17 protein-coding genes are annotated in these 20,780 nt (G+C 66.6%); 7 read left to right on the top strand and 10 right to left on the bottom strand.

All coding sequences use genetic code 11. The annotated features are described in order from the left end of the window. Positions 1-98 precede the first annotated feature (98 nt). The 7 genes from QZ814_RS10465 (at position 99) to QZ814_RS10495 (ending at position 6,944) form a co-directional block, all read left to right on the top strand. Positions 99-3,206: a TonB-dependent receptor gene (locus tag QZ814_RS10465; RefSeq protein ID WP_294331699.1), complete on the top strand. Its 3,108-nt coding sequence runs from the start codon at positions 99-101 to the stop codon at positions 3,204-3,206. Between the two features lie 114 nt (positions 3,207-3,320). Further along, on the top strand, positions 3,321-3,929 hold the full coding sequence (locus QZ814_RS10470; RefSeq protein WP_294331702.1) for a hypothetical protein: 609 nt from the start codon (positions 3,321-3,323) through the stop codon (positions 3,927-3,929). Next, positions 3,926-4,288: a transcriptional regulator gene (locus tag QZ814_RS10475; protein WP_294331704.1), complete on the top strand. Its 363-nt coding sequence runs from the start codon at positions 3,926-3,928 to the stop codon at positions 4,286-4,288. Before QZ814_RS10470 ends, QZ814_RS10475 begins: the two co-directional genes overlap by 4 nt. A gap of 29 nt (positions 4,289-4,317) precedes the next feature. After that, positions 4,318-4,566, top strand: a complete 249-nt coding sequence (locus QZ814_RS10480; protein WP_294331707.1) for a hypothetical protein — start codon at positions 4,318-4,320, stop codon at positions 4,564-4,566. A 1-nt stretch (position 4,567) separates the two neighbouring features. Next, positions 4,568-4,948, top strand: a complete 381-nt coding sequence (locus tag QZ814_RS10485; RefSeq protein ID WP_294331708.1) for a diacylglycerol kinase family protein — start codon at positions 4,568-4,570, stop codon at positions 4,946-4,948. Continuing rightward, positions 4,945-6,354 (top strand): radical SAM protein, encoded by a 1,410-nt coding sequence (locus QZ814_RS10490; RefSeq protein ID WP_294331712.1) that lies wholly within the window; start codon positions 4,945-4,947, stop codon positions 6,352-6,354. Before QZ814_RS10485 ends, QZ814_RS10490 begins: the two co-directional genes overlap by 4 nt. Further along, positions 6,348-6,944, top strand: a complete 597-nt coding sequence (locus tag QZ814_RS10495; protein WP_294331714.1) for a hypothetical protein — start codon at positions 6,348-6,350, stop codon at positions 6,942-6,944. The genes QZ814_RS10490 and QZ814_RS10495 overlap by 7 nt, the downstream gene beginning before the upstream one ends. Here QZ814_RS10495 and QZ814_RS10500 read toward each other — a convergent pair. The 10 genes from QZ814_RS10500 to QZ814_RS10545 all read right to left on the bottom strand — a co-directional run bounded on the left by QZ814_RS10500 (position 6,941) and on the right by QZ814_RS10545 (position 20,706). Further along, complete coding sequence (locus QZ814_RS10500) at positions 6,941-8,281, bottom strand: pectate lyase (protein ID WP_294331716.1); 1,341 nt, start codon at positions 8,279-8,281, stop codon at positions 6,941-6,943. The genes QZ814_RS10495 and QZ814_RS10500 overlap by 4 nt on opposite strands. After that, entirely contained in the window at positions 8,281-11,592 is a 3,312-nt protein-coding gene (locus tag QZ814_RS10505; protein WP_294331719.1) for a TonB-dependent receptor, read from the bottom strand. Before QZ814_RS10505 ends, QZ814_RS10500 begins: the two co-directional genes overlap by 1 nt. Positions 11,593-11,884: 292 nt before the next feature. After that, positions 11,885-12,922 (bottom strand): LacI family DNA-binding transcriptional regulator, encoded by a 1,038-nt coding sequence (locus tag QZ814_RS10510; protein ID WP_294331721.1) that lies wholly within the window; start codon positions 12,920-12,922, stop codon positions 11,885-11,887. Between the two features lie 78 nt (positions 12,923-13,000). Further along, positions 13,001-14,491: a carboxylesterase family protein gene (locus tag QZ814_RS10515; RefSeq protein ID WP_294332585.1), complete on the bottom strand. Its 1,491-nt coding sequence runs from the start codon at positions 14,489-14,491 to the stop codon at positions 13,001-13,003. A gap of 41 nt (positions 14,492-14,532) precedes the next feature. Continuing rightward, a complete protein-coding gene (locus QZ814_RS10520) occupies positions 14,533-15,537 on the bottom strand; it encodes a sugar kinase (protein ID WP_294331722.1) in 1,005 nt (334 codons plus the stop codon). Beyond that, entirely contained in the window at positions 15,534-16,304 is a 771-nt protein-coding gene (kduD, locus tag QZ814_RS10525) for a 2-dehydro-3-deoxy-D-gluconate 5-dehydrogenase KduD (protein WP_294331725.1), read from the bottom strand. The genes QZ814_RS10520 and kduD overlap by 4 nt, the downstream gene beginning before the upstream one ends. A gap of 140 nt (positions 16,305-16,444) precedes the next feature. Further along, on the bottom strand, positions 16,445-17,080 hold the full coding sequence (locus QZ814_RS10530) for an RpiB/LacA/LacB family sugar-phosphate isomerase (RefSeq protein ID WP_294331727.1): 636 nt from the start codon (positions 17,078-17,080) through the stop codon (positions 16,445-16,447). A gap of 111 nt (positions 17,081-17,191) precedes the next feature. After that, entirely contained in the window at positions 17,192-18,616 is a 1,425-nt protein-coding gene (gene uxaC / locus QZ814_RS10535; RefSeq protein WP_294331729.1) for a glucuronate isomerase, read from the bottom strand. A 34-nt stretch (positions 18,617-18,650) separates the two neighbouring features. Continuing rightward, positions 18,651-19,943 carry an MFS transporter gene (locus QZ814_RS10540; protein ID WP_294331732.1) on the bottom strand — a complete coding sequence of 431 codons (1,293 nt, stop codon included), beginning with the start codon at positions 19,941-19,943 and terminating at the stop codon, positions 18,651-18,653. Positions 19,944-19,974: 31 nt separating this feature from the next. Continuing rightward, complete coding sequence (locus QZ814_RS10545) at positions 19,975-20,706, bottom strand: 2-keto-4-pentenoate hydratase (protein ID WP_294331735.1); 732 nt, start codon at positions 20,704-20,706, stop codon at positions 19,975-19,977. Positions 20,707-20,780: the final 74 nt, after the last annotated feature.

The raw sequence follows: 20,780 nt of genomic DNA on the forward strand, positions 1-20,780 counted from the left end.
CCCTGATGGCGCCACGGGTCGATGCGCGCCGTGTGCGCTGCCGCCCATTTCGAAAAGCAACGATCGGCCAGACGCCGAAAATCACCTGAGGGGACCTGATGATGACGACCATGTACCGCCGCTTTCGACCTGCTCGCAGCGCCCTGCTGTGCGCGACGATCCTGAGCGCGAGCTGCGCCTCCGCTGCATGGGGCCAGACCGCCCCCGCCGCGCCGCAGGCCAGCGAGGTCCCCGCGGCCCAGGGCGGCGAGCAGGAAATCGTCGTCACCGGCTATCGCCAGAGCCTCGCCAAGGCGGTCAACGCCAAGCGCGATGCGACCGGTTTCACGGATTCGATCTTTGCCGAGGATATCGGCAAGTTCCCCGACACCAACATCGCGGAGTCGTTCAACCGCATCCCCGGCATCACCATCACCCGCGACGTGACCGGCGAAGGCGTGAACGTCGCGATCCGCGGCCTCGGCTCCAACTTCACCAATGTGACGCTGAACGGCGCGCCGATCGCAGTTGCCTCGTCGGGCGCCACCGATGCGCAGGGCACCGATCGCTCGGTCGACCTCAGCTTCTTCCCGACCGACCTGTTCACCAAGCTGACGGTGAACAAGAGCTACACCGCCAACCTGCTGGAAGGCGGCGCGGCCGGCAATGTCGACCTGCGCTCGGCCCGACCGTTCGATCGCGCGGACTCATTCGTCGCCTATAACATCCAGGGCTCGAACCAGGAGCCGGCCAAGCAGATCGGCGCGCGCGGTTCGCTGATCGGCAGCTGGCACAACGACACGATCGGCATCCTCGCCGGTGTCTCCGCCCAGCGACTCTACACCCGCACCAAGGGCTTCGAGACGATCGGCTATACCAATCCCGCGCTGACCGCGGCGCAGTGCGGCGCCACTTCGGGCTGCAACTCGACTGGTGGCGGCAACTGGACGATCCCGGCAACCGTGCCCACCGGCGCCGGTGCGGGACTGGTCGCCGGCACGGTGATCGACAAGAACTTCCTGCTCGCCAACAATCCCGGCGCCTCGATCCAGCAGATCGACAACGGCCTGATCCCGCGCCTCGGCCGCATCGCCGACATTCGCGGTCCGCGCGATCGCATCAACGCGATCGCCAGCGCCGAATTCCGCCCGTCGGATTCACTGCATTTCTACGTCGACGGCCTCTACGGCTACAAGCATAACGAGCTGATCCGCGAGGACATGGCCTGGATCGGCCGCAACGGCGCGTCGATCCCGCTCAACCTGAAGTTCGACAAGTCGGACTGCAGCAACGGCTGCACCGTCACCAGCGGCACCTTCGCCAACACCCAGTTCTTCGACGAATTCCGCCCCTATTACGAAACCACCGAGCTGTGGAGCGTCAACCCCGGCGCCGAATGGCAGATCAACGACAAGCTGAAGGCAAACCTGCAGGCCAACTATGCCCGGTCGACCTTCCACCGCGAAAGCCCGACCGTCGGCGCCACTACGCCGCTCGGCCAGGGCGGCACCGTCACCTACACCAACAATGGCGGCATCCCGACCATCCAGAGCAGTCTGGACCTCAACAATCCGGCGAATTTCGGCTGGTACACCGGCAGCCGCGTGAACATGCAGGACGAGCGCCGCCTCAACAAGAACAAGGGCGTTCGCGGCGACGTGACCTGGGGCGATCGCGCGCTGAACCTGATGGTCGGCGCCGCCTATGACGATACGTCGCGTCGCATCCGCGGCTTTGACAATACCGGCCCGTGGCAGAATGCGGCGTGCGGCAACAACCCCAGCGTGTATCTGCCCAGCCCGAACTCGCAGCCGCCCTGCGAAGGGCTGAACGTGAAGGGTGCGGCGCCCACCTCCGCCTATCCCACCTATCCGGGCCTCGGCACCGGCTACAGCACCGGGATGAGCGGCCCGGTTACCTATGCCGGCTCGCTGATCCCCAACGCCTCCTTCCCGAGCTACCTCAAGCCCGGCCCCGCCGGCTTCGTGACGGTCGACTGGGATGCGTTCCGCAAGGCGAGCAACTATGATCTGTACCACGCCAACGCGCCGGAAAGCGGCGGCTCCAACACCGGCGCCAGCGGCGGCCTGATCCGCGAAGTCGTGAAGTCGGCCTTCGCCACGCTGAACGGCGAGCAGGAACTGGGCGGCAACATGCTCCGCTTCAATGTCGGCGTGCGCTATGTGAACACGATCCAGACGATCGAGGGCCGCGTCTCGCTCGCCGATCCGCGCAACGCCACTGCCGCGGGCACCCAGATCGCGGACGGCAGCCGCTATCCGAACATCGTCAACATCGTCTCCACCCGCAACAGCTACACCCAGTGGCTGCCGGCGGCGACGATCGCCTATGACGTGGGTCCGCATGCGGTGGTGCGTCTGGCGGCGTCCAAGACGATGACCCGCCCGGATCCGGCCGCCCAGCTGCCGGGCGTCAGCTTCGGTGCACCCTCGGCCGACCAGGCAACCATCGGCAACCCGGCGCTCAAGCCCTATCTCTCGACCAACATCGATCTCGGCTTCGAATATTATCTCGGTCGCGAGGGCGTGATCAGCTTCAACGCCTTCCGCAAGTCGATCGAGGGCTTCACCACCAACGTCAACAACACGGTGCCCTTCTCGGCGCTGGCCCAGTACGGCATCACCTATGATACGCTGAACCCGACCCAGCAGATCGCGCTGAACTCGCGCGGCGGGCCCAGCGCGGCGACCGTGCTGGTGACCAGCCAGATCAACGTGCCGAACAAGCTTAAGATCAACGGCCTGGAATTCCAGTGGGTCCAGCCGCTCGACTTCCTCACCGAGAAGTTCGGCGTGCGCGGCTTCGGCTTCAACGCCAACGCCACGATCGTCGACCAGACCAGCGACGGCCCGGCCCAGGCCTATGGCGTGGCGCCGTTCACCTACAACATCACCGGCTATTATGAGCGCAACGGCGTGATGCTGCGGGTGTCGACCACCTCGCGCGAGGGCTCGCAGAGCAGCGGCAATTCGCAGAACAGCATCCCCGCCGCGGCGCTGTTCAATTCGGACTATACCAGCTGGGACTTCTCGTCGTCGTTCGACCTGGACAAGATCCTGGGCGTGAAGAAGGCGCCGCAGCTGACGTTCAACGTCTCGAACTTCACCGACGCGACGCTGCGTTCCTACTTCCAGTTCCCGAACGCGACTTTCACCCAGTACAAGCCCGGCCGCCAGTTCCTCGTCGGCCTGCGCGGCAGCTTCTGACGCCCTTCTCCACGAAGAAGCGCCTGGGGGCGGCTGCCACGGCGGCCGCCCCCTTTTTCTTGTTGACCGCAGCGAGCCGACCGACATAGCTTTGCAATGCAAAGTGGAGTCGGCATGACGGATCTCGAACGTGCGATGGCCGATCTGGCCTTCATCCAGCAGCGCATGGTCGCCAGCACCCGCTTCGACGGGCTGACCCCGGCCACCGTGTCGGCTACGGGCGTGCTCGCGCTGCTCGCCGGCGTGGTGCAGACGATGTCGCCCTTACTTATGGCGACGCCGCTGCATTTCGTCGGCTTTTGGTCGCTGGTCGCGCTGGTCGCGGTGGCACTGATCGGTGGCGAGGCGCTTGCCCGAGCGCGGCGGGTGCACGGATCGATGGCCGAACAGCTGATCGCCGGCACGCTGCGGATCCTGTTGCCCTTCCTCGTCGCCGGTGCCGGCCTCGCGCTGCTGCTGCTCCGCGTCGCGCCGGACAGCGCCTGGATGCTGCCCGGACTGTGGCAGGTGCTGATCGCGCTTGCCGGCCTCTCCGCCATCCCGATGCTGCCCCGGACGATCCTGCTACCCGCCGCCTGGTATTTCGGCTGCGGCTTCGTTGTGCTGGCAGCCTGCGCGGGCGGCGGCACCCCCTCGCCCTGGTCGATGGCCCTGCCCTTTGGCGTGGGCCAGTTGCTCGTGGGACTGGCGCTGCATCGCGCCGTACGGGCGGCGGCGGCATGAGCGGCGCGGCGCCCTACGCCTATGCGGGGCTCGATCGCGTGTTCCACGAGCGCGCACGCCTCGGCATCGTCACGTCGCTCGCCGGTCATGCCGAGGGCCTGGGCTTCTCCGAGCTGAAGGCGCTGTGTGGACTGACCGACGGCAATCTCGCCCGCCATCTCCAAGTGCTGGAGGGAGCCGGCTTCCTGATTCAATCCAAGGACCAGGACGGCCGCCGCGCGATCACCCGCTGCCGGCTGACCTCGGTGGGGCGTACCCGCTTCGCCGACTATCTCGCCGCGCTGGAAGCCGTGCTCCACCAGGCGCGCGCGCGGGAGACGACCGCCGATAGCGGCGCGACGAAGACGCGCCCGGCATGAGGAGCATCATTTTGCCTAAAAACTTTGCAATGCAAAGCAACTTCCCCGAAAATCACCATGCGGTGAATCTCGGCGACCGACGCGGCCGCGCCCTGTGGCTAGCACCCGGACAAGCGGGCGCGCCGGTTCGAATCCGGCTGAACGGGCTGTTGCCCTACCGCTTCTACCGCATCCTGCCGTGCCGCGGCCTGTTCGCCCGCACCGATCGCCGCGGCAGGCTCCGCGCGCGGCTCCAGCTGGACCGGGCGACGCTGATCACGATCGAGCCGGTCGTCTGAGATGGCGGTCTGTCTCGCCTTCGCCGAAAAACGCTGGCGCAGCCTCCGCCACGCGGCGCACGGCGTGTGCCGACTGGTGCGCGCGGAAGCGCACGCCCGGATCCATCTCGCCGCGACGCTTCTGGTGGGCATTGCCGGCCTTGCGCTGCGCGTCTCGATGGAGGCGTGGCGCTGGCTGATCCTGGCCTGCGCGCTCGTCTGGGTGGCGGAGGCACTCAACACGGCGATCGAGCGCCTCGCCGATCGCGTCTGCGCCGCCCACGATCCTGCCATCGGCGCGGCCAAGGATCTGGCTGCCGCTGCGGTGCTTCTTGCTGCCGTTGCGGTGCTGGCGATCGGTGCCAGCCTCGTCCTCCCCGTCCTCGCCGGAGCCCGGTCATGAAGGTCAAGAGGATCCTGCCGGCGCTCGCCGAGGCGAAGAGCCCGTTCTGGCGGCCGATCAAATACGCGTTGTTCCCGCCGCTCGGCCTCGCGACGCTCGCCGCGTTCCTGGCGCCCGACGACGTGGTGGAACTGGTCGACGATCATGTCGAGACCTGGCGCGACGACGATGCGCCCGATCTGGTGGTGATCCAGGTCTACATCACCAACGCCCATCGCGCCTATGCGATCGCCGATCGCTACCGAGCGCGCGGCTGCCATGTCGCGCTCGGCGGGCTGCACGTCACCGCGCTGCCCGACGAGGCCGCAGCGCATGCCGACACCATCTTCCTCGGCCCCGGCAAGCAGACCTTCCCCGCGTTCCTGCGCGACCTGCGCGCCGGCACCCCGCGCGCCCGCTTTGTCTCGGGCGGCGGGCGCAGCCTCGAGCATCTGCCGCCGGTGCGGCGCGACCTGATCAAGCGCAACCGCTATCTTGTGCCCAATTCGCTGGTGGTGACGCGCGGCTGCCCGCAGCATTGCGACTTCTGCTACAAGGACGCCTTCTTCGCCGGCGGCCGCTCCTTCTACACCCAGCGGGTCGACGCCGCGCTTGCCGAGATCGAGCGACTGCCCGGCCGCCACCTCTATTTTCTCGACGATCACCTGCTCGGCGATCGTCGCTTCGCCGAAGCACTGTTCGAAGGGATGCGCGGCATGGGCCGGCTGTTCCAGGGCGCCGCAACCGTGGATGCGGTGTTGCGCCGCGACCTGATCGAGCGCGCCGCCGAAGCGGGCCTTCGCAGCCTGTTCGTCGGGTTCGAGACGTTCAGCCCCGCCAACCTCGCCGCGAGCAACAAGAAGCAGAACCTCGCGTGCGACTATGCCGAGGTCGCACGGCGGCTGTCGGGCCTCGGCATCATGATCAACGGCTCGTTCGTGTTCGGCATGGACGAGGACGGCGACGACGTATTCGACCGCACCGTCGACTGGGCGGTGCGGCACGGCATCACCACCGCGACCTTCCATATCCAGACCCTCTATCCCGGCACGCGCCTGCATCGGAAACTGGCGGCGGAAGGGCGGATCACCTGCGCGGACTGGGACCGCTACGACACGCGACACGTGGTGTATCGCCCGGCCCGGCTGAAACCCGAGGCGCTGAAAGCCGGCTATGACCGCGCCTATCGCGACTTCTACCGCTGGCAGAATATCGGCCGCGCGGCGTGGACACATGATGGGCCCAGACACCGCGCCAAGCACTTCTTCTATGCGGCCGGCTGGAAGAAGTTCGAATCGCTGTGGAATCTGGTGATCAAGGCGCGCCGGCTGGGGGTGATGACACCGGTGCTGGAGGCGGTGCTGTCGCGCGTGACGCGAGGGGAGGCCCCCACCGCCCCCAAGGGGAAGGAAGCGCTGCCATGCTGATGGTCGCCTTCTACATGACCTGGCTGTCGCTGTTCGCCGCGCCGCTGGCGGGTTCGATCCTCGTCGCGCGCTGGCGCGGCAGCGACGGTCCGGCACTACGACGCGGACTGGGGTGGGCGCTCGCCTATCTGGGTCTGGTGGCTTTTTGCCGCGCAACGGGACTGCAATGGTCCTGGCGCGATGCCAACACCGCTTTCGGCATCGGCATTCTGTACGCCTATTGGATCGTCGCGGCTGCCGCCTGGGCGATCCCGACCGCATGGCTGCGCATTCCCGTTGGCGTCCTCGCCTTCGCGCCGCTGGGACCTTCTCTGCTGCTCGGAACCGTTGGCGTTCTTGGGCTCGGCTTCGTGCTTGGAGACGAAATTGATCCGCCTGCGGAGGTCCGACGGCTTTCCCCGATGCTGACCTGCGAGGTCAGCACCTGGGGCTATGCGTTCAGCGATGACGGATATGATGTGCGGATCTACCAATCCCCCATCTGGCTGCCGATCGTTCGGCGGCTTTCCCGAACGGTACGGATCAACGAAACCAACCCCGAGCCCGGACACGAACACGCCACCTGCGAAAGCGTCGCCGCCGGCCGCTAGCCCCGCCCTGCTGCGACGTCCGCCAGCCATTCTTCCAGATTGGTCCAGCCATCACCATTGCGGTCGGCATTGCCGTCCCGTGCATCATGGGAATTGAGGCCATGGGCGCTTTCCCAGGCATCGGGGATGCCGTCGCCATCGCTATCTTGCGGCGCCGGCGTGCTCTCGAGCTCGGGCCAGCCGCCGACCTCGCGCTGGCTGTCGATCTGGCGCCCGGTGCGGTCGCGCACGCCGGCGACGATCCGCGCATCGACGCTGTCGCGCACCTTCGAGGCGCCCGCGCTCGCCAGCACCCGTTCATAGGCCTGCACTGCAGAATCGCGCGTCACCGCCGGCATCGGCACCGGCGCGGCAAGCCGAAATCTCTCGGGCGAGATGCCGTCGACGAGGCTCCACGGATCGCCGGGAATCGTGCCGTTCATGCTGTTGCCCGCGAACCAGGCCTTGGCGAGCATGTTGCTCTCGTGGAACGCGATCGCCTTTTCCGATTGCGGGCCCATCACATAGGCATTGTCGACGAAATTGTAGCGGGCCAGCGTCGCCTTGTCGGCATTGTAGCCGGACCAGCCCTTGCCCCAATTGTAGAAGACGTTGGAGCGGAAATCGAAGAACGCGCCCAGCGGGTCGACCTCCGGTCCGCTGTAATTGCCGGGGCGCGGCATCCGCGCCTCGTGATTGGCCCAGAGATTGTGGTGGAAGCTGATCTTCGCGCCCCGCCCGCCACGGATCAGGCTGCCATAGCCATGCTCGCCCTTGGCGTGCAGCGAATGGGTAAGCGAGTCCGCGATGATCGACCATTGCACGGTCAGGTCCCAGAAGCCCTGATCGGGTCGGGTATAGTTGCCAGAGGCCGACAACGTCTCGTCCACCGACCAGCTCGCCGAGACATGGTCGAGGATGATCCGGTGCCCGGCCAGGATCCAGATCGCGTCGGATTCGGTGCGGCTCTCGTCGCCCAGCCGCGAGCGGATATAGCGGATCACGACATCGTCGGCGGCGACCTCCAGCGGATGGTCGCGCAGCGTGATGCCGTCGCCCGGCGCCGACTGGCCGGCGATCGTCACCCGCCCCTCGCGGATGCGCAGCGGCTTTTCCAGCTTGATCGTGCCGGAAACGCGGAACAGGATCGTCCGCGGCCCCGGCGTTTCCACCGCTGCGCGCAGGCTGCCGGGACCGGAATCGTTCAGCGTCGTGACGAACAGCACCTTGCCGCCGCGCCCGCCCAGCGCCGTGGCCCCCGCTCCTTCGGCACCGGGAAAGGCGGGCACCGGCCACTGCTGCGCAAGCGCAGGGGCGGCCGATGCCAGCAGCAGGGCAACCGCCCCGGGGATCCGCATCAGAAGCTCAGCCGCAGGCCGGCGGTGACGATCCGCCCGGTGCTGCCATAGGTCTGCGAGACCGGGTTGGCGGCATACATGGTGCGGTATTGCGGCTGGTTGGTCAGGTTGCGCGCCTCCAGCGTGAAGCGAGCGAACTTGGTGACGTTCAGGCCGAACGCCGCATCCAGGTTGAACTGGTCCTCGTTATAGCCAAAGTCCGCGAACACCGGCGAGTTGCACGCCGCGCCGGCATTGGTGGTGGTGCCCACCGAGCAGGTGCCCGTCGCCAGCGGGAAGCGGTTGACGTAGCGCTTGCGGAAGGCGCCGGAGAAGCGCAGCGACCAGACGTCGTTCTCGTAATAGAGCGTGGCGTTGAACGCATCCGGCGAGGTGTTGAGGAACGGCGCGGTGGCATAGCTGTTCTGCGCGGTCCCCGCCCCGCCCGCCTGGGTGGTCGAGAGCACGGTGCCGGTGAGGTAGCTGAGCGACGACGCGATATGGGTGTAGTTGGCGAGCACCCCCATCTTGTCGAACGGCGCGGGCAGGAACCAGAAATCGGTCTGCAGATTGACTTCAAGGCCCTTGATCGTGCCGCCGGGCGCATCCTTGAAGCGCCGGATCGCCCAGGTACCGCCATTCTGCGCATAGGCCTTGAGCTGCGGATCGGTGAGCGAGTTCAGGATCTGGTTGTAGATCGCCGGCTCGAAGATGCTGGACAGCGGCGCCTCGCCCGCCAGCTGCTGCGGGAAGCTCTCGATATCCTTGCGGAACAGCGCCACCGCAATCAGCCCGTTCTTGCGGAAGTACTTCTCGATGCTGAGATCATAATTGGTCGCGCGGAACGGGCTGAGATAGGGGTTGCCCACGGTGACCGAGGGCGCCGCACCCGCAGTCGACAGCGCGGTGGTGAAGGAGGTGGTGCCGGGCGTCAGGCTGGCCAGCTGCGGGCGCGACATCACCTTGGCGGCGGCGAAGCGGATCATCAGCCCCGGCTTCGCTTCCCAGTTGATGTTGGTCGAGGGCAGCCAATCCCAATATTCGTTGGTAGCGACAACGGGAATGCCCGGAATGCCGTCCGCCCCGCCGACATTGCCGCTGCCGTTCACCTTGGTATTGGCCACGCGCAGGCCGACATTGCCGCGAAGGGGACCACCGAACAGCGTCAGGTCGTAATCGACCTGGAAGAAGCCCGAAATGTCGCGCTCCTGTACCCCGCCGCCCTGACGGCCGTCGGCCACCACGCGGAAATCGCCCCATTTGTTGACGCAGTTGCAGTCGATGCCGAAGGCATTGATGAACTTGCCGAGCTCGGGCGCGAAGAAGCTGGTCGGCGTACCCGCAGGCAGGGTCAGGCCGTCGCCGAAGCCATAGACGCGGCCGAGATCGGTAATCTTCAGCTTTGCCTCGGCCAGCGTCGGGTTGAGCGCCTCGATCGACTGGCTGCGGCGCTGCTGGTCCGCACCATAGTTGAACTTCTTGTAGGTGCCGCCGAACCGAATCGTCATCTCGGGCACCGCCTCGAACGCGAAGTTCAGTCGCGCGACGCGATATTCGTTGCTCACCTGGTTCTTGAACACGCGGATCGTCGACAGCCCCTTGACCAGCGACCAGGCATTGGGATCCGCCACGTTGAAGCCGGGGTTGAACACCGGCATCTTGCCGCCGCCGCGCTCGTCGAACACATAGCCGTTCTGATCGATCGCGTTGACCTCGGCGAGATAGCCGGTCGCGTTGAACACCGATTTCGACCAGCCGAGCGTCCCCTCCAGCTTCAGCCGCTCGCCGAGATCCTGGCGAAGGTTCAGCGTCGCCTGCTTGAACTCGGTCGAGCCGCTTTGCGTGTCGATCGAGCTGCGCCAGTCGACGCGGTCGAGCTGGAGATAATCGGCCTGGCCCGCGCCGTTGACATGGGCGGCGCGCACCACCGTGTTCGGGCGGCCGATCAGCTGGGTGTAGTAGCCGGTCTGGTTCGAGGTTGCGACATAGCCGGGCGAATTCGGATTGTTGTAGTAATCGAACGCGCTGAGATTGTTGGGGTTATAGCTGTTGAAATAGCCGGGCAGCACGCTGCTGCCGTTGAGCTGCTGCCCGCAATCGACGATCGCGCTCTGGGTGCACACCGGATAGAGCGCCACGCGATCTGCATAACCATTGGTGGTACCCGCCGCGCGCAGCGTGTTCTGGGTCACGCGCGCGTTGGTGCCGTTGCGGTTGAGGCCGATCGGCGTGATGCCGGCCAGCTGGCTGTCCTGATCATATTTCGAATAAACGCCGTCGAGGATGATCTCGGTGTGCTCGGTCGGCTGCCACTGCGCCGTCGCGGTGAGGCCAAGGCGCTCGTATTTCAGCTTCTGCCGGTTGATCGAGGGCAGCCCCGGGATGATCGTGGTCGGGCTGAGCAGCGCATAGGCCGCAGGGTCCGATCCGAAGGTCGCGCCCGTCCCGCCCGGGCGGGCAAAGCCATAGACCGGCGGCGTCACACCGGCGATCTGCGAGCTGCGATACAGATAGTCGAACACGCCGATGTTGCGGCGGTAGGAATCGATCTGCTGCTCCTGCTTCTGATAGGCGCCGGAGACGAGGATGCCGAAATTGTCCTTGAGCTTGACCGAGGCGAGCCCGGTGAAGCGCGGGTTCCAGGTCTTGCCGCTGTCGCGATACTCGGCCTCGCTGCCCAGCGCGAAGCGATTGCCCTTATAGGCGAGCGGCCGACCGGTGGTGAGATCGATGATCGCGCCCAGCGAGCCCTCGTCGTTCACCGCCGCGGTCGACTTGGTGATGGTGACGCCGCCGAACAGCTCGGAGGCGAAGGTGTTGAAATCGAAGCCGCGGCTTCGGTTCGCGCCAGCGTCCGATTGGTTGCCGCCGGCGACGTTCTGCGCATCCGCGCCGTTCAGCCGGGTCATCTGGAAATCGCCGCCCAGCCCGCGGACGGTGATCGAGCGGCCCTCGCCATTGTCGCGATCGATCGAGATGCCGGGCAGGCGCTGGATCGATTCCGCGAGATTGGCGTCCGGAAAGTCGGCAATGTCTTCGGCGGTGATGGCGTCGATGATCTGGTTGGAGCGCCGCTTCATACTCAACGCGTTCTGCAACGAGGCGCGGAAACCGGTGACAATGATATCCTCGCCGAACTGCGGGTCCACCGCAGGATCCGCAGCCTGACCGGCGATATCGCGCTGCCCTTCCGCTGCTTCGGGCCTCGTCTCCTGCTGTGCCTGGGCGGCGGCAGGCATCGCCGTCGCCAGCGCCAGCCCCAGGGCGCCGAGTGATGTACCGACCCGCAGGCTGCCCCCAGCGCCGCGCCGCAAATTGCCAAGATATGCCATCTGGACCTCCCCTTCGTTCCTTGTCCGCACGACCAGCACGTAGGCCTGGGATCTCGGGGGAAGTGCTCGCACGGCCGTACTCGCCAACGCGGCGGTGCCGGCGCAGTCGAACACATCTTTGGCCGCGACGTTCCTCTCCCGCGCTCCCGGCGACTCTATCGTCCGCCTTGGCGCAAGCGCTGTGTCACGCTTGATTAGGGGTATTTGTTGCAGCCAGGCTGCGTATGTCAACCGGTGTCATAGCTGGATTTGCAACAATTTTGCTTGCTGCGACGGCGCAGCAACATGCGGCTTATTCGTCGATCCGGCGGGGCGGCGCCACCGAGGCGCGATGAATCAGCGTCGAAGGGAACAAGGAAGGTTCTTCAACGCCTTGTTCATCGCCGAAAAAGTCGCCGAGCAGCTTGAGCGCTGCGGAGCGGCCCATCGAGATGATCGGCCAGTGCACCGTCGTCATCGGCGGCCAGATATGCGAGGCGATCGCGGTATCGTCGAAGCCGATGATCGACAGGTCCTCGGGCACGCTCATCCCCCGCCGACGCGCAGCGTGCAGCGTGGCGGCCGCCATTTCGTCGTTGCAGGCGAAGATCGCCGTCGGGCGCGGCGAAAGGTCCAGCAGCCGGTCGGCGGCGGCGAGGCCGCTCTCGAAGGTGTAGGTGCCGTCGGCAATCAGGCTGCGCGGCAGCTTGATGCCCGCGTCCGCCAGCGCCTGTTCGAACCCCTTGCGCCGTTCGCGGGCGGACAGGAAGCCGTGGGGGCCTGCGATCAGCCCGATCCGCCGATGGCCGAGCGCGATCAGGTGGTTGATGGCTTCGACCACGACGTCGCTGTCGTTCGACGCGACGAGATGCTCGGGCGCATCGAGGGCGCTGGAACCCATGCGGACATAGCGGGTGCCGAGATCCCGGCACAGCGTCGCCACCATGTCGTTTTCGGAGACCGGCGGCAGGATCAGCACGCCGTACAGCCGCTGGCGCTCCAGGAAGGCGCGCACATCGGCCAGCATGGTGGAGGAGCCGCGATCGATCGGGCGCACAATCAGCTCGAACTCGGTGTCCCGGATCGCCTCGAGAATGCCCGCCTGGACGTTCATCACCATCTGGGCATTGGGATTGTCGTGGATCAGCCCGAGCAGGAAGTTGTGCCGCAGCGCCAGGGCGCGCGCCTGGACGTTCGGCACATAGCCGAGGTCGGCGATCACCGCCTCGACCTTGGCGCGGGTATCGTCGTTGAGCAGGGGTGAGCGATTGATGACGCGGCTGACGGTCTTTTTGGAGACGCCGGCGATCCGCGCGACATCGTTGATGGTGGGCTTTCCCGTCTTCTCCATGGCGCGATGCTATACGGCGCAGCGAACGATTGCGATAGCCAGACACGACGCAGATAAGATGCTGCGCCGCATCAACTTTCAGCTGCCCGGCTGGATATAGGGCACACGCGCGAAGAGCTCCCGCTCCCAGCGACGCGGATCGTCGGCCATGCGACTGGAGGTGTCGAACAGCATCGTCGCGCGGTCTGGTAAGGTGTAAGGCCGCCAGGCGGGCAGGCCGGGTGCCGATGGCGTGCCGGTACGGGCAAGTGCGGCGAAGGCACCCATTACCTGCCGGCTCAGCCGCTGCGCCCCCGCGCCGGTGCCGGTGAAGGATCCGGGTGCGCTCAGCGTGCCGAACGCCAGCGCGATGTCCATGGTATGCGGAGCGCCGCGCACGGGTTGCGTCGGCGAGGCGAAATCGACCTGATAGACCCAGGTCGCCTTGGCCCCGGCGGCGGCGCGGGCGTCTGCCTCGATCACCTGCCCCCGCCAGCTTCGGCCTGCCGTGGTGGCGCGGTAGAAAATCTGCTGCGGCGTGTCGTTCGGGAAGTGCGCGCGATATTCGGCCACCACCCATTCCGGCAGAATGTCGATCTTGAGGTCGGGCGCCATGCGCGCGGCGAGATTGTCCCAGCTCAGGGTACGGATACGCTCGGAGGCGGGATCGATGAACGCGCGGGTCTCGTCATGGGTGTTGCCGAGGATCATCGGGATCGCCAGCGACTGTGGGGCGGCATCGGGCCAGAACGGGTGGCGCCGGAGCCATTTCATGTCGAGCACCGGCCCGAAATAGACGCCGCCGCCCAGGATCGGGTCGCGGGCATCCTGCGCTTCCAGCAGCTTTTCCACGGGCAGCGTGGCGGCCGCCTCCACCCCGCCCCCAAGCCGCTCCAGAAGCGCCTGCCCCCGCGCCGTGGCGTTCATCGGTCCCGAGGCGGTGACCTGCTGTCCGCTCATCGTCGCGACGCTGTGGAACAGGCCCCGGGCCGCGGGCATCCCCATCAGCGTGGCGATCTTGGCGCCGCCGCCCGACTGGCCGAACAGGAAGACGCGGCCGGGATCGCCACCGAAGCTCGCGATGTTGTCGCGGATCCAGCGCAACGCGAGGATCAGGTCCAGCTGGCCGGCATTGCCGCTGTCCGGAAAGCGCGGGTCGAGCCTGGCGAGATACAGATAGCCAAAGGCGTTGAGGCGGTGGTTCACCGTCACCACCACCACGTCTTCGGCGCGGGCGAGCGTGGCGCCGTCGTTCAGCGGATCGGTGACGCTGCCGTTCGAATAGGCGCCGCCATGGAAATAGACCATTACCGGCCGCCGCGCGGACCGCTCGGTGCCCGGCGTCCAGAGGTTGAGGAACAGGCAGTCCTCGGACTGTGGTTCGGTCTTCAGGCCGCGCTGCGGGCAGATCGGTCCGAAGGCCTGCGCCATGGCCTCCACGCGCGGTACGGCAACCGGCGCGCGGAAGCGTTCGGCCCTGCCATAGCGGATGCCGAGGAAGCGGGAGAGCCCCCCTTCCCGCGTCCCCGTGAAGCGCCCGGCCGGCGTCTCTACCACCGGATCGCCGGTGGCCCCGGCGCGCGGTGGCAGGGTGAGCGCCAAGCCGCCCGCCAGCACCGCGCGCCGGCTGGTCACCGCCGCACGTCCAGCCCGCCCTCGGCGAAGGCGGCGAGATCGGCGCGGGTGAACAGGCTCGCATCGCCGGGCAGCGAGTGTTTGAGCGCGGTGAGCGCGAGCCCCGCCTCGGCCATCGCCTTGGCGTCGCCGCCCTCGAGCAGACCGTGCAGCACGCCGGCGGCAAAGGCATCCCCCCCGCCGATCCGGTCGACGATTCCGCTGACGCGCAACTCCTCGGTCTGATGATGGCCGTCGCGGATATCGACACGCGCGGCGATGCGATGGCTGTCGACGTCATCGACATGCCGCGCCGTGGAAGCGATCAGCTGGAGCTTGGGGAAGGCCGCGAACGCCGCTTCCGCCGCCTCGCGCCGGCGCTCGGGGCCGTCGCCGGGGAAATGCTCGCCGAGCAGCAGCGAGATGTCGCGGTGGTTGCCGAACAGGATCTCGGCATGGCCGATCAGCCGGGTCAGCACGCTGCGCGGATCGCTGTCCCAAGCTTCCCACAGCTTGGCGCGGTAGTTGCCGTCGAACGACACGGCGATGCCGCGCGCGCTCGCCGCCTCGGCTGCGGCAATGGCGGCTGCGGCGGTGTTCGGGCCCAGCGCGGGCGTGATGCCGGAGAGGTGGAGGCGCGTCACGCCGTCCAGCAGCGTGTCCCAGTCCCATGCCTCGGCCGGGCGATCGGCGAACACCGAATGCGCCCGGTCATAGACGATCTCCGACGCGCGCAAGCCCGCGCCCGGGGTGAGGAAATAGAGGCCCATGCGACCGGCTGCGGACACCACATGGCGGGTATTCACACCGCGCCGGCGCAGCTCGCCGATGGCCGCGGCGCCGAGCGGATTGTCCGCCACCGCGCTGATCATCGCCACGTCATGGCCCAGGCAGGCGAGACCGGTCGCGACATTGGCCTCGGCTCCGGCAATCGCCACGTCGAGCTTGGGCGTCTGCAGCAGCAGTTCGCGGCCCGGCGGCGACAGCCGCAGCATCATTTCCCCAAAGAACGCGAACGTCATCGTGCCAGCCAGCCTCCGTCAACGGCGAGAACATGGCCCTGCACATAGTCCGAAGCGCGCGAGGCAAGGAAGACCGCCGCACCGCCCAGATCCTCCGGATCGCCCCAGCGGGCGGCGGGGATGCGCTCGAGGATCTGGCGGTTGCGGGTCTCGTCGGCCTGCAGCGCGGCGGTGTTGTTGGTGGCGATATAGCCCGGCGCGATCGCATTGACGTTGACGCCCTTCGCCGCCCATTCGTTCGCCAGCAGCTTGGTAAGCCCGCCGATGCCCGACTTGGACGCGGTATAGCTCGGCACGCGGATGCCGCCCTGGAAGGTGAGCATCGAGGCGATGTTGATGATGCGCCCGCGCTCGCCGGTCTCGCCGAAGCGGCGAACCATGAACTTGCCCGCGGCCTGGCAGAGGAAGAACACCGACTTGAGGTTGGTGTCGACCACCGCGTCCCAATCCTCCTCGGTGAAATCGAGGCTGTCGGCGCGGCGGATGATCCCGGCATTGTTCACCAGGATGTCGATTTTCCCCAGCTTATCCACAGCCTCGTCCACAACCCTTTCCACAGGCTCGATGGTCGATAGATCGGCGGAAATGATCTCGGCGCAACGGCCGAGGTCACGCACCTTGGCCACGGTTTCCTCGGCGGGCGTACGGCCGACGGCGGCGATGTCCGCGCCGGCAGCCGCGAGCGCGAGCGCAATGCCCTGGCCAATGCCGGTGTTCGCACCGGTGATAACGGCCACCTGGCCGGTAAGATCGAACGGGTTGGTCATGAATACCCCTCTCCCCCTCCCGCCTGCGCGAGGGGGCCGGGGGGTGGGCCCCCGCTATCCATGAAGTTCACCGCGCGCCAAGGCCGGGGGCCCACCCCCCAGCCCCCTCCCGCGCGCGGGAGGGCGGAGTAGGCCCGGGGTTACGAAAGGCTGCGCAGATAGTCGCTGATCGCCGCGTCCTGCGCATTGGCGTAGAAATATTCCGCGAACTTCTCGCCGGCGATCGCCGCGCGCAGCAGGTCCTGGTCCACGTTCTTCAGCACGGTGAGCATGTCGTTGCAGGTCACGCGCTTGAGGTCCGCCAGAATACCGCGGTTCTTGCGCATGATCTCGGCGCGCTCCTTCGGATAGCCGAGCCCGCGCTCGCCTTCGAACAGCTTGCGGTACACGTCTTCCAGGTTGAGTTCCGCCGCCCAGCCAAAGCCCTTGGCATAGGGCATCGAGATCGCGTTGCCGTCATTGATCTGGCCGAACAGGAAGGCGTCGGTCGGGTCGATCACCAGGCCACAGAACACACCTGGCATCGCGTTGCAGGCGAGCATTGAGCCCATGCCGGTGCCGCAGCCGGTCACCACGAAGTCGGCAGCGCCGGAATTGAGCAGAATGCCGGTGAGGAGGCCGTTCATCACGTAGGTGAGCGATGCCTTATCCTCGGGCGAATACATGCCGTAGTTGAACACCTGGTGCCCCAGCGGCTCGGCGACGTTGGTCAGCGCCTGATGGATGATGCCGTTCTTGGCCGCCTGGCTGTTCTCGGTGATCAGCGCAATCTTCATCGTCCTCGTCCTTCTCTAGCAGCGACACCGGTTACCATAGCCTATCCGGCGGCGCTCATATTTTGTGGATGCGGCAGCCATGTTGCCCGCCGCACCCCGATTTTCAAGCGCTTAGGCCGGTGTTCCGAGCTTGTACGCCTTGCGTACCAACCCATTGGTCAGCTCGAGGGCCAGCTCCGCCGCCTCCCAGTCGAGCAGCCGTCCCTCGGCGACGAGCCGCGCCAGAAAGCCGCAGTCGATCCGCCGCGCCACATCATGCCGCGAGGGGATCGAGAGAAAGGCGCGCGTGTCGTCATTGAAGCCGACCGTGTTGTAGAATCCCGCCGTCTCGGTCACCTGCTCGCGGAAGCGGCGCATGCCCTCAGGGCTGTCGTGGAACCACCAGCTGGGACCCAGCTTCAGGCACGGATAATGGCCCGCCAGCGGCGCCAGTTCGCGCGCATAGACCGTCTCGTCCAGCGTGAAGAGGATGATCGACAGGTCGGTCGAGGTGCCGAAGCGATCGAGCAGCGGCTTGAGGCCGTGGACATAGTCGGTCGCCATCGGGATGTCGGCGCCCTTGTCGCGGCCATGGCTTTGGAAGAGCCCGCCATTGTGGTTGCGGAAGCTGCCCGGATGGATCTGCATCACCATCCCGTCGTCGATGCTCATCGCCGCCATCTCGGTGAGCATCTGGGCGCGGAACAGCTCGGCATCGGCCGGGGTCCAGTCGCTGCCGAGGATCTTGGCGAACAGCGCCGCGGCCTCGGCCTTGCTCAGGTTCGCGGTGCGCGCAGTCGGATGGCCATGGTCGGTCGCGGTGGCACCGGCGGCGCGGAAATCGGCGCGGCGCTTGGCGTGCGCGGCGAGATAGCCTTCCCAGCTATACACGTCCTCACCGGTCTTCTCCGCGAAGATCTTGAGCGCGCCGTGGAACTGCTCATGCTCGACGTCGATCACCGCGTCCGGGCGATAAGTGGTGACGACGCGACCGCCCCAGCCGGACTCCCGGATGGCGTGGTGCGGCGAGAGATCGTCCTGCGGGCCCTCGGTGGTGGCGAGGAACTCGATGTTGAAGCGATCGAACAGCGCGCGCGGGCGGAAATCGTCGCTCGCCACCTTTTCGTTGATCGTGTCGTAGTAGAAATCGGCGGTCTCGGCATCGAGGGCGACCTCGAAGCCGAACACCTCGCCGAACACATGGCCCAGCCACATGGCAGACGGCGTGCCGCGGAACAGGTAGAGGTGCTCGGCGAAGGTACGCCACGCCGCACGCGGATCGGTCGCCGGCATGCCCGCCTTGCTCGGCACGCACAGCGCGTCGAGCGACACGCCCTGCGAATAGAGCATGCGGTAGATATAGTGATCGGGCGAGAGCAGCAGCTCAGTGGCGTTCGACCAATTCGCGTTGGTCGAGAACCAGGTCGGATCGGTATGGCCATGCGGGCTGATGATCGGCAGGCCGGCGACCTGCGCATAGAGTTCGCGCGCAATCGCACGGGTGCGGTCCTCGGCCGGCAACAGCCGGTCGGGATCGAGCTTCAGCGGCTTGGCCATACGCAAATCCTTGGGAGTGTACAGGAAAAGGAAATCAGTCGATGCGTGCACGCTCGAGGCGCGGCGAGAGCACATGGATCGCCAGCAGCGCCAGGAAATAGGCGCCGCCCGCGAGCAGGAACAGCGGGGCATAGGTGCCCAGCCGCTCCAGCACGTCACCGGCATGGAGCGAGAACATCATGCCGCCCAGCGCGCCCAGCGTGCCGCCGATGCCGATCACCGAGCCCACGGCGAAGCGCGGGAAGGTGTCCGACGGCAGCGTGTAGAGGTTCGCCGAGAAGGCCTGGTGCGCCGCCGCCGCCACGCCGATCACCAGCACGTTCACCCACAAGCTTTCGATATAGGTGGTGAAGCACACCGGCAGCACGAAACAGGCGCAGATCAGCATGGTGAGCTTGCGCGCCTTGTTGACGCTCATGCCGGCCTGCATCATCCGGCCGGACATCCAGCCGCCGACGACGCTGCCGGCGTCCGAGATGATGTAGATGGCGGCGATCGGCGGCCCGAAGCTGAGCAGATCGAGATGGAACTGCTTGCCCAGATAGCTGGGCAGCCAGAACAGGTAGAACCACCAGATCGGATCGATGAAGAACTTGCCGAGCGCATAGGCCCAGGTCTCGCGGGTAACGAGCAACTTCGCCCACAGGCCCTTGGGCACGACGACCGGATCGGCCGGATCCTGCTGGATATAGGCCAGTTCCTCCGGGGTCACCTTGGGGTGATCCTGCGGCGAGCGATAGAGCGCCAGCCAGGCGATCAGCCACAGCACCCCGAAGATGCCCGTGGCGATAAAGGCCATCCGCCAGCCATAATGGAGCACCAGGAACGGCACGAGCAGCGGGGTGATGATCGCGCCGACATTGGCGCCGGCATTGAAGATGCCGACCGCCAGCGCGCGCTCCCGGGCCGGGAACCACTCGGACACCGCCTTCACGCCGCCGGGGAAGTTGCCGGACTCGCCGATGCCGAGCCCGAAACGCGCCATGGCGAACTGGGTGACCGAATGGACGCCGCCATGCGCGACATGGGCGATCGTCCAGATCACCACCGCCACCGCATAGCCGAAGCGGGCGCCGAGCGCGTCGACCACCTTGCCGAAGCCGAGATAGCCGATCGCGTACGCGAGCTGGAAATAGAAGACGATGTCGGCGTAATCGCGCTCGTTCCAGTGGAGCTCGCCGGCGATGGTCGGCTTGAGCACCCCGATCATCTGGCGATCGATGTAATTGATCGCGGTGGCCACAAACAGCAGCCCGCAGATCACCCAGCGATATCGCCCCACTCTTGCTGCGGCACCGTTCACCAAGGCCTCGCCGTTCTTCGCCATACCCTCTCCAAACCCCATGTCCGCGCCGGGATCACGCGATCCCGATGCGGCACTCGACCCGCATGTCCGGCCCGAACTCCGCCACTACCGTCGCCCCGGCCGTTACCGGGTGGACGCCGGTGACGGCGCCGGTAGAGATCCACTGCCCTTCGGCGAGTGGCAAGCCCTTGGCCGCGCGTTCGAACAGGAAGCGCACCGCTCCGATCGGTCCGTCGAGCATGTTGCCCGCGGTGCCGGTTCCAGCGACTTCCCCGTCGATCGTTAGCGACACCGGAAGGCTTAGGAAATCCTCTTCAGAAGATATACGGTATCCGATCAGGAGACCATTATTGTTGCCGAAGTCGGAAATGGTGACGGCCGGACCATGACCGTTGATGCCGGCGAAGGGCGAGCTGGCGATCTCGATACCCACCCGCAGGTCCGCTACATAGGGCAGCACCTCGGCATTGGACCAGGGACGGTCGAAGTCCGCCGGCAACGGCCCCAGCTTCACCAGAAACTCCGCCTCTGCCGCACCGAAACCGTCGCGGAAGATCCCCATCTCCGGCACCTGCCCCGCATCTGCCCAAACGATGCTGTCGGCGAAGATCGGACCGGCCAGCCGGTCCGCTCCGAACTGTGCGACCAGCGCGTCGGGCACCCGCCCTACCTTCCAGCCGGCGATTGGCTTGTCGAACAGCGCGATGGCGCGCGCCTGGATGGCATAGGCTTCGTCCAGAGTCTGCGGCATCGCGCCCGGGTAGGCGGCGAATCCCTGCCGCACGCGGCGCGCCGCCACAAATGCCTGTGCGATGGCCTCCGCACTTGCCTGCTCCGCCAATGCTCCGTCCCTTTCCA

Origin of the sequence: uncultured Sphingomonas sp., assembly GCF_913777625.1 — a bacterium.
Taxonomy (GTDB): domain Bacteria; phylum Pseudomonadota; class Alphaproteobacteria; order Sphingomonadales; family Sphingomonadaceae; genus Sphingomonas.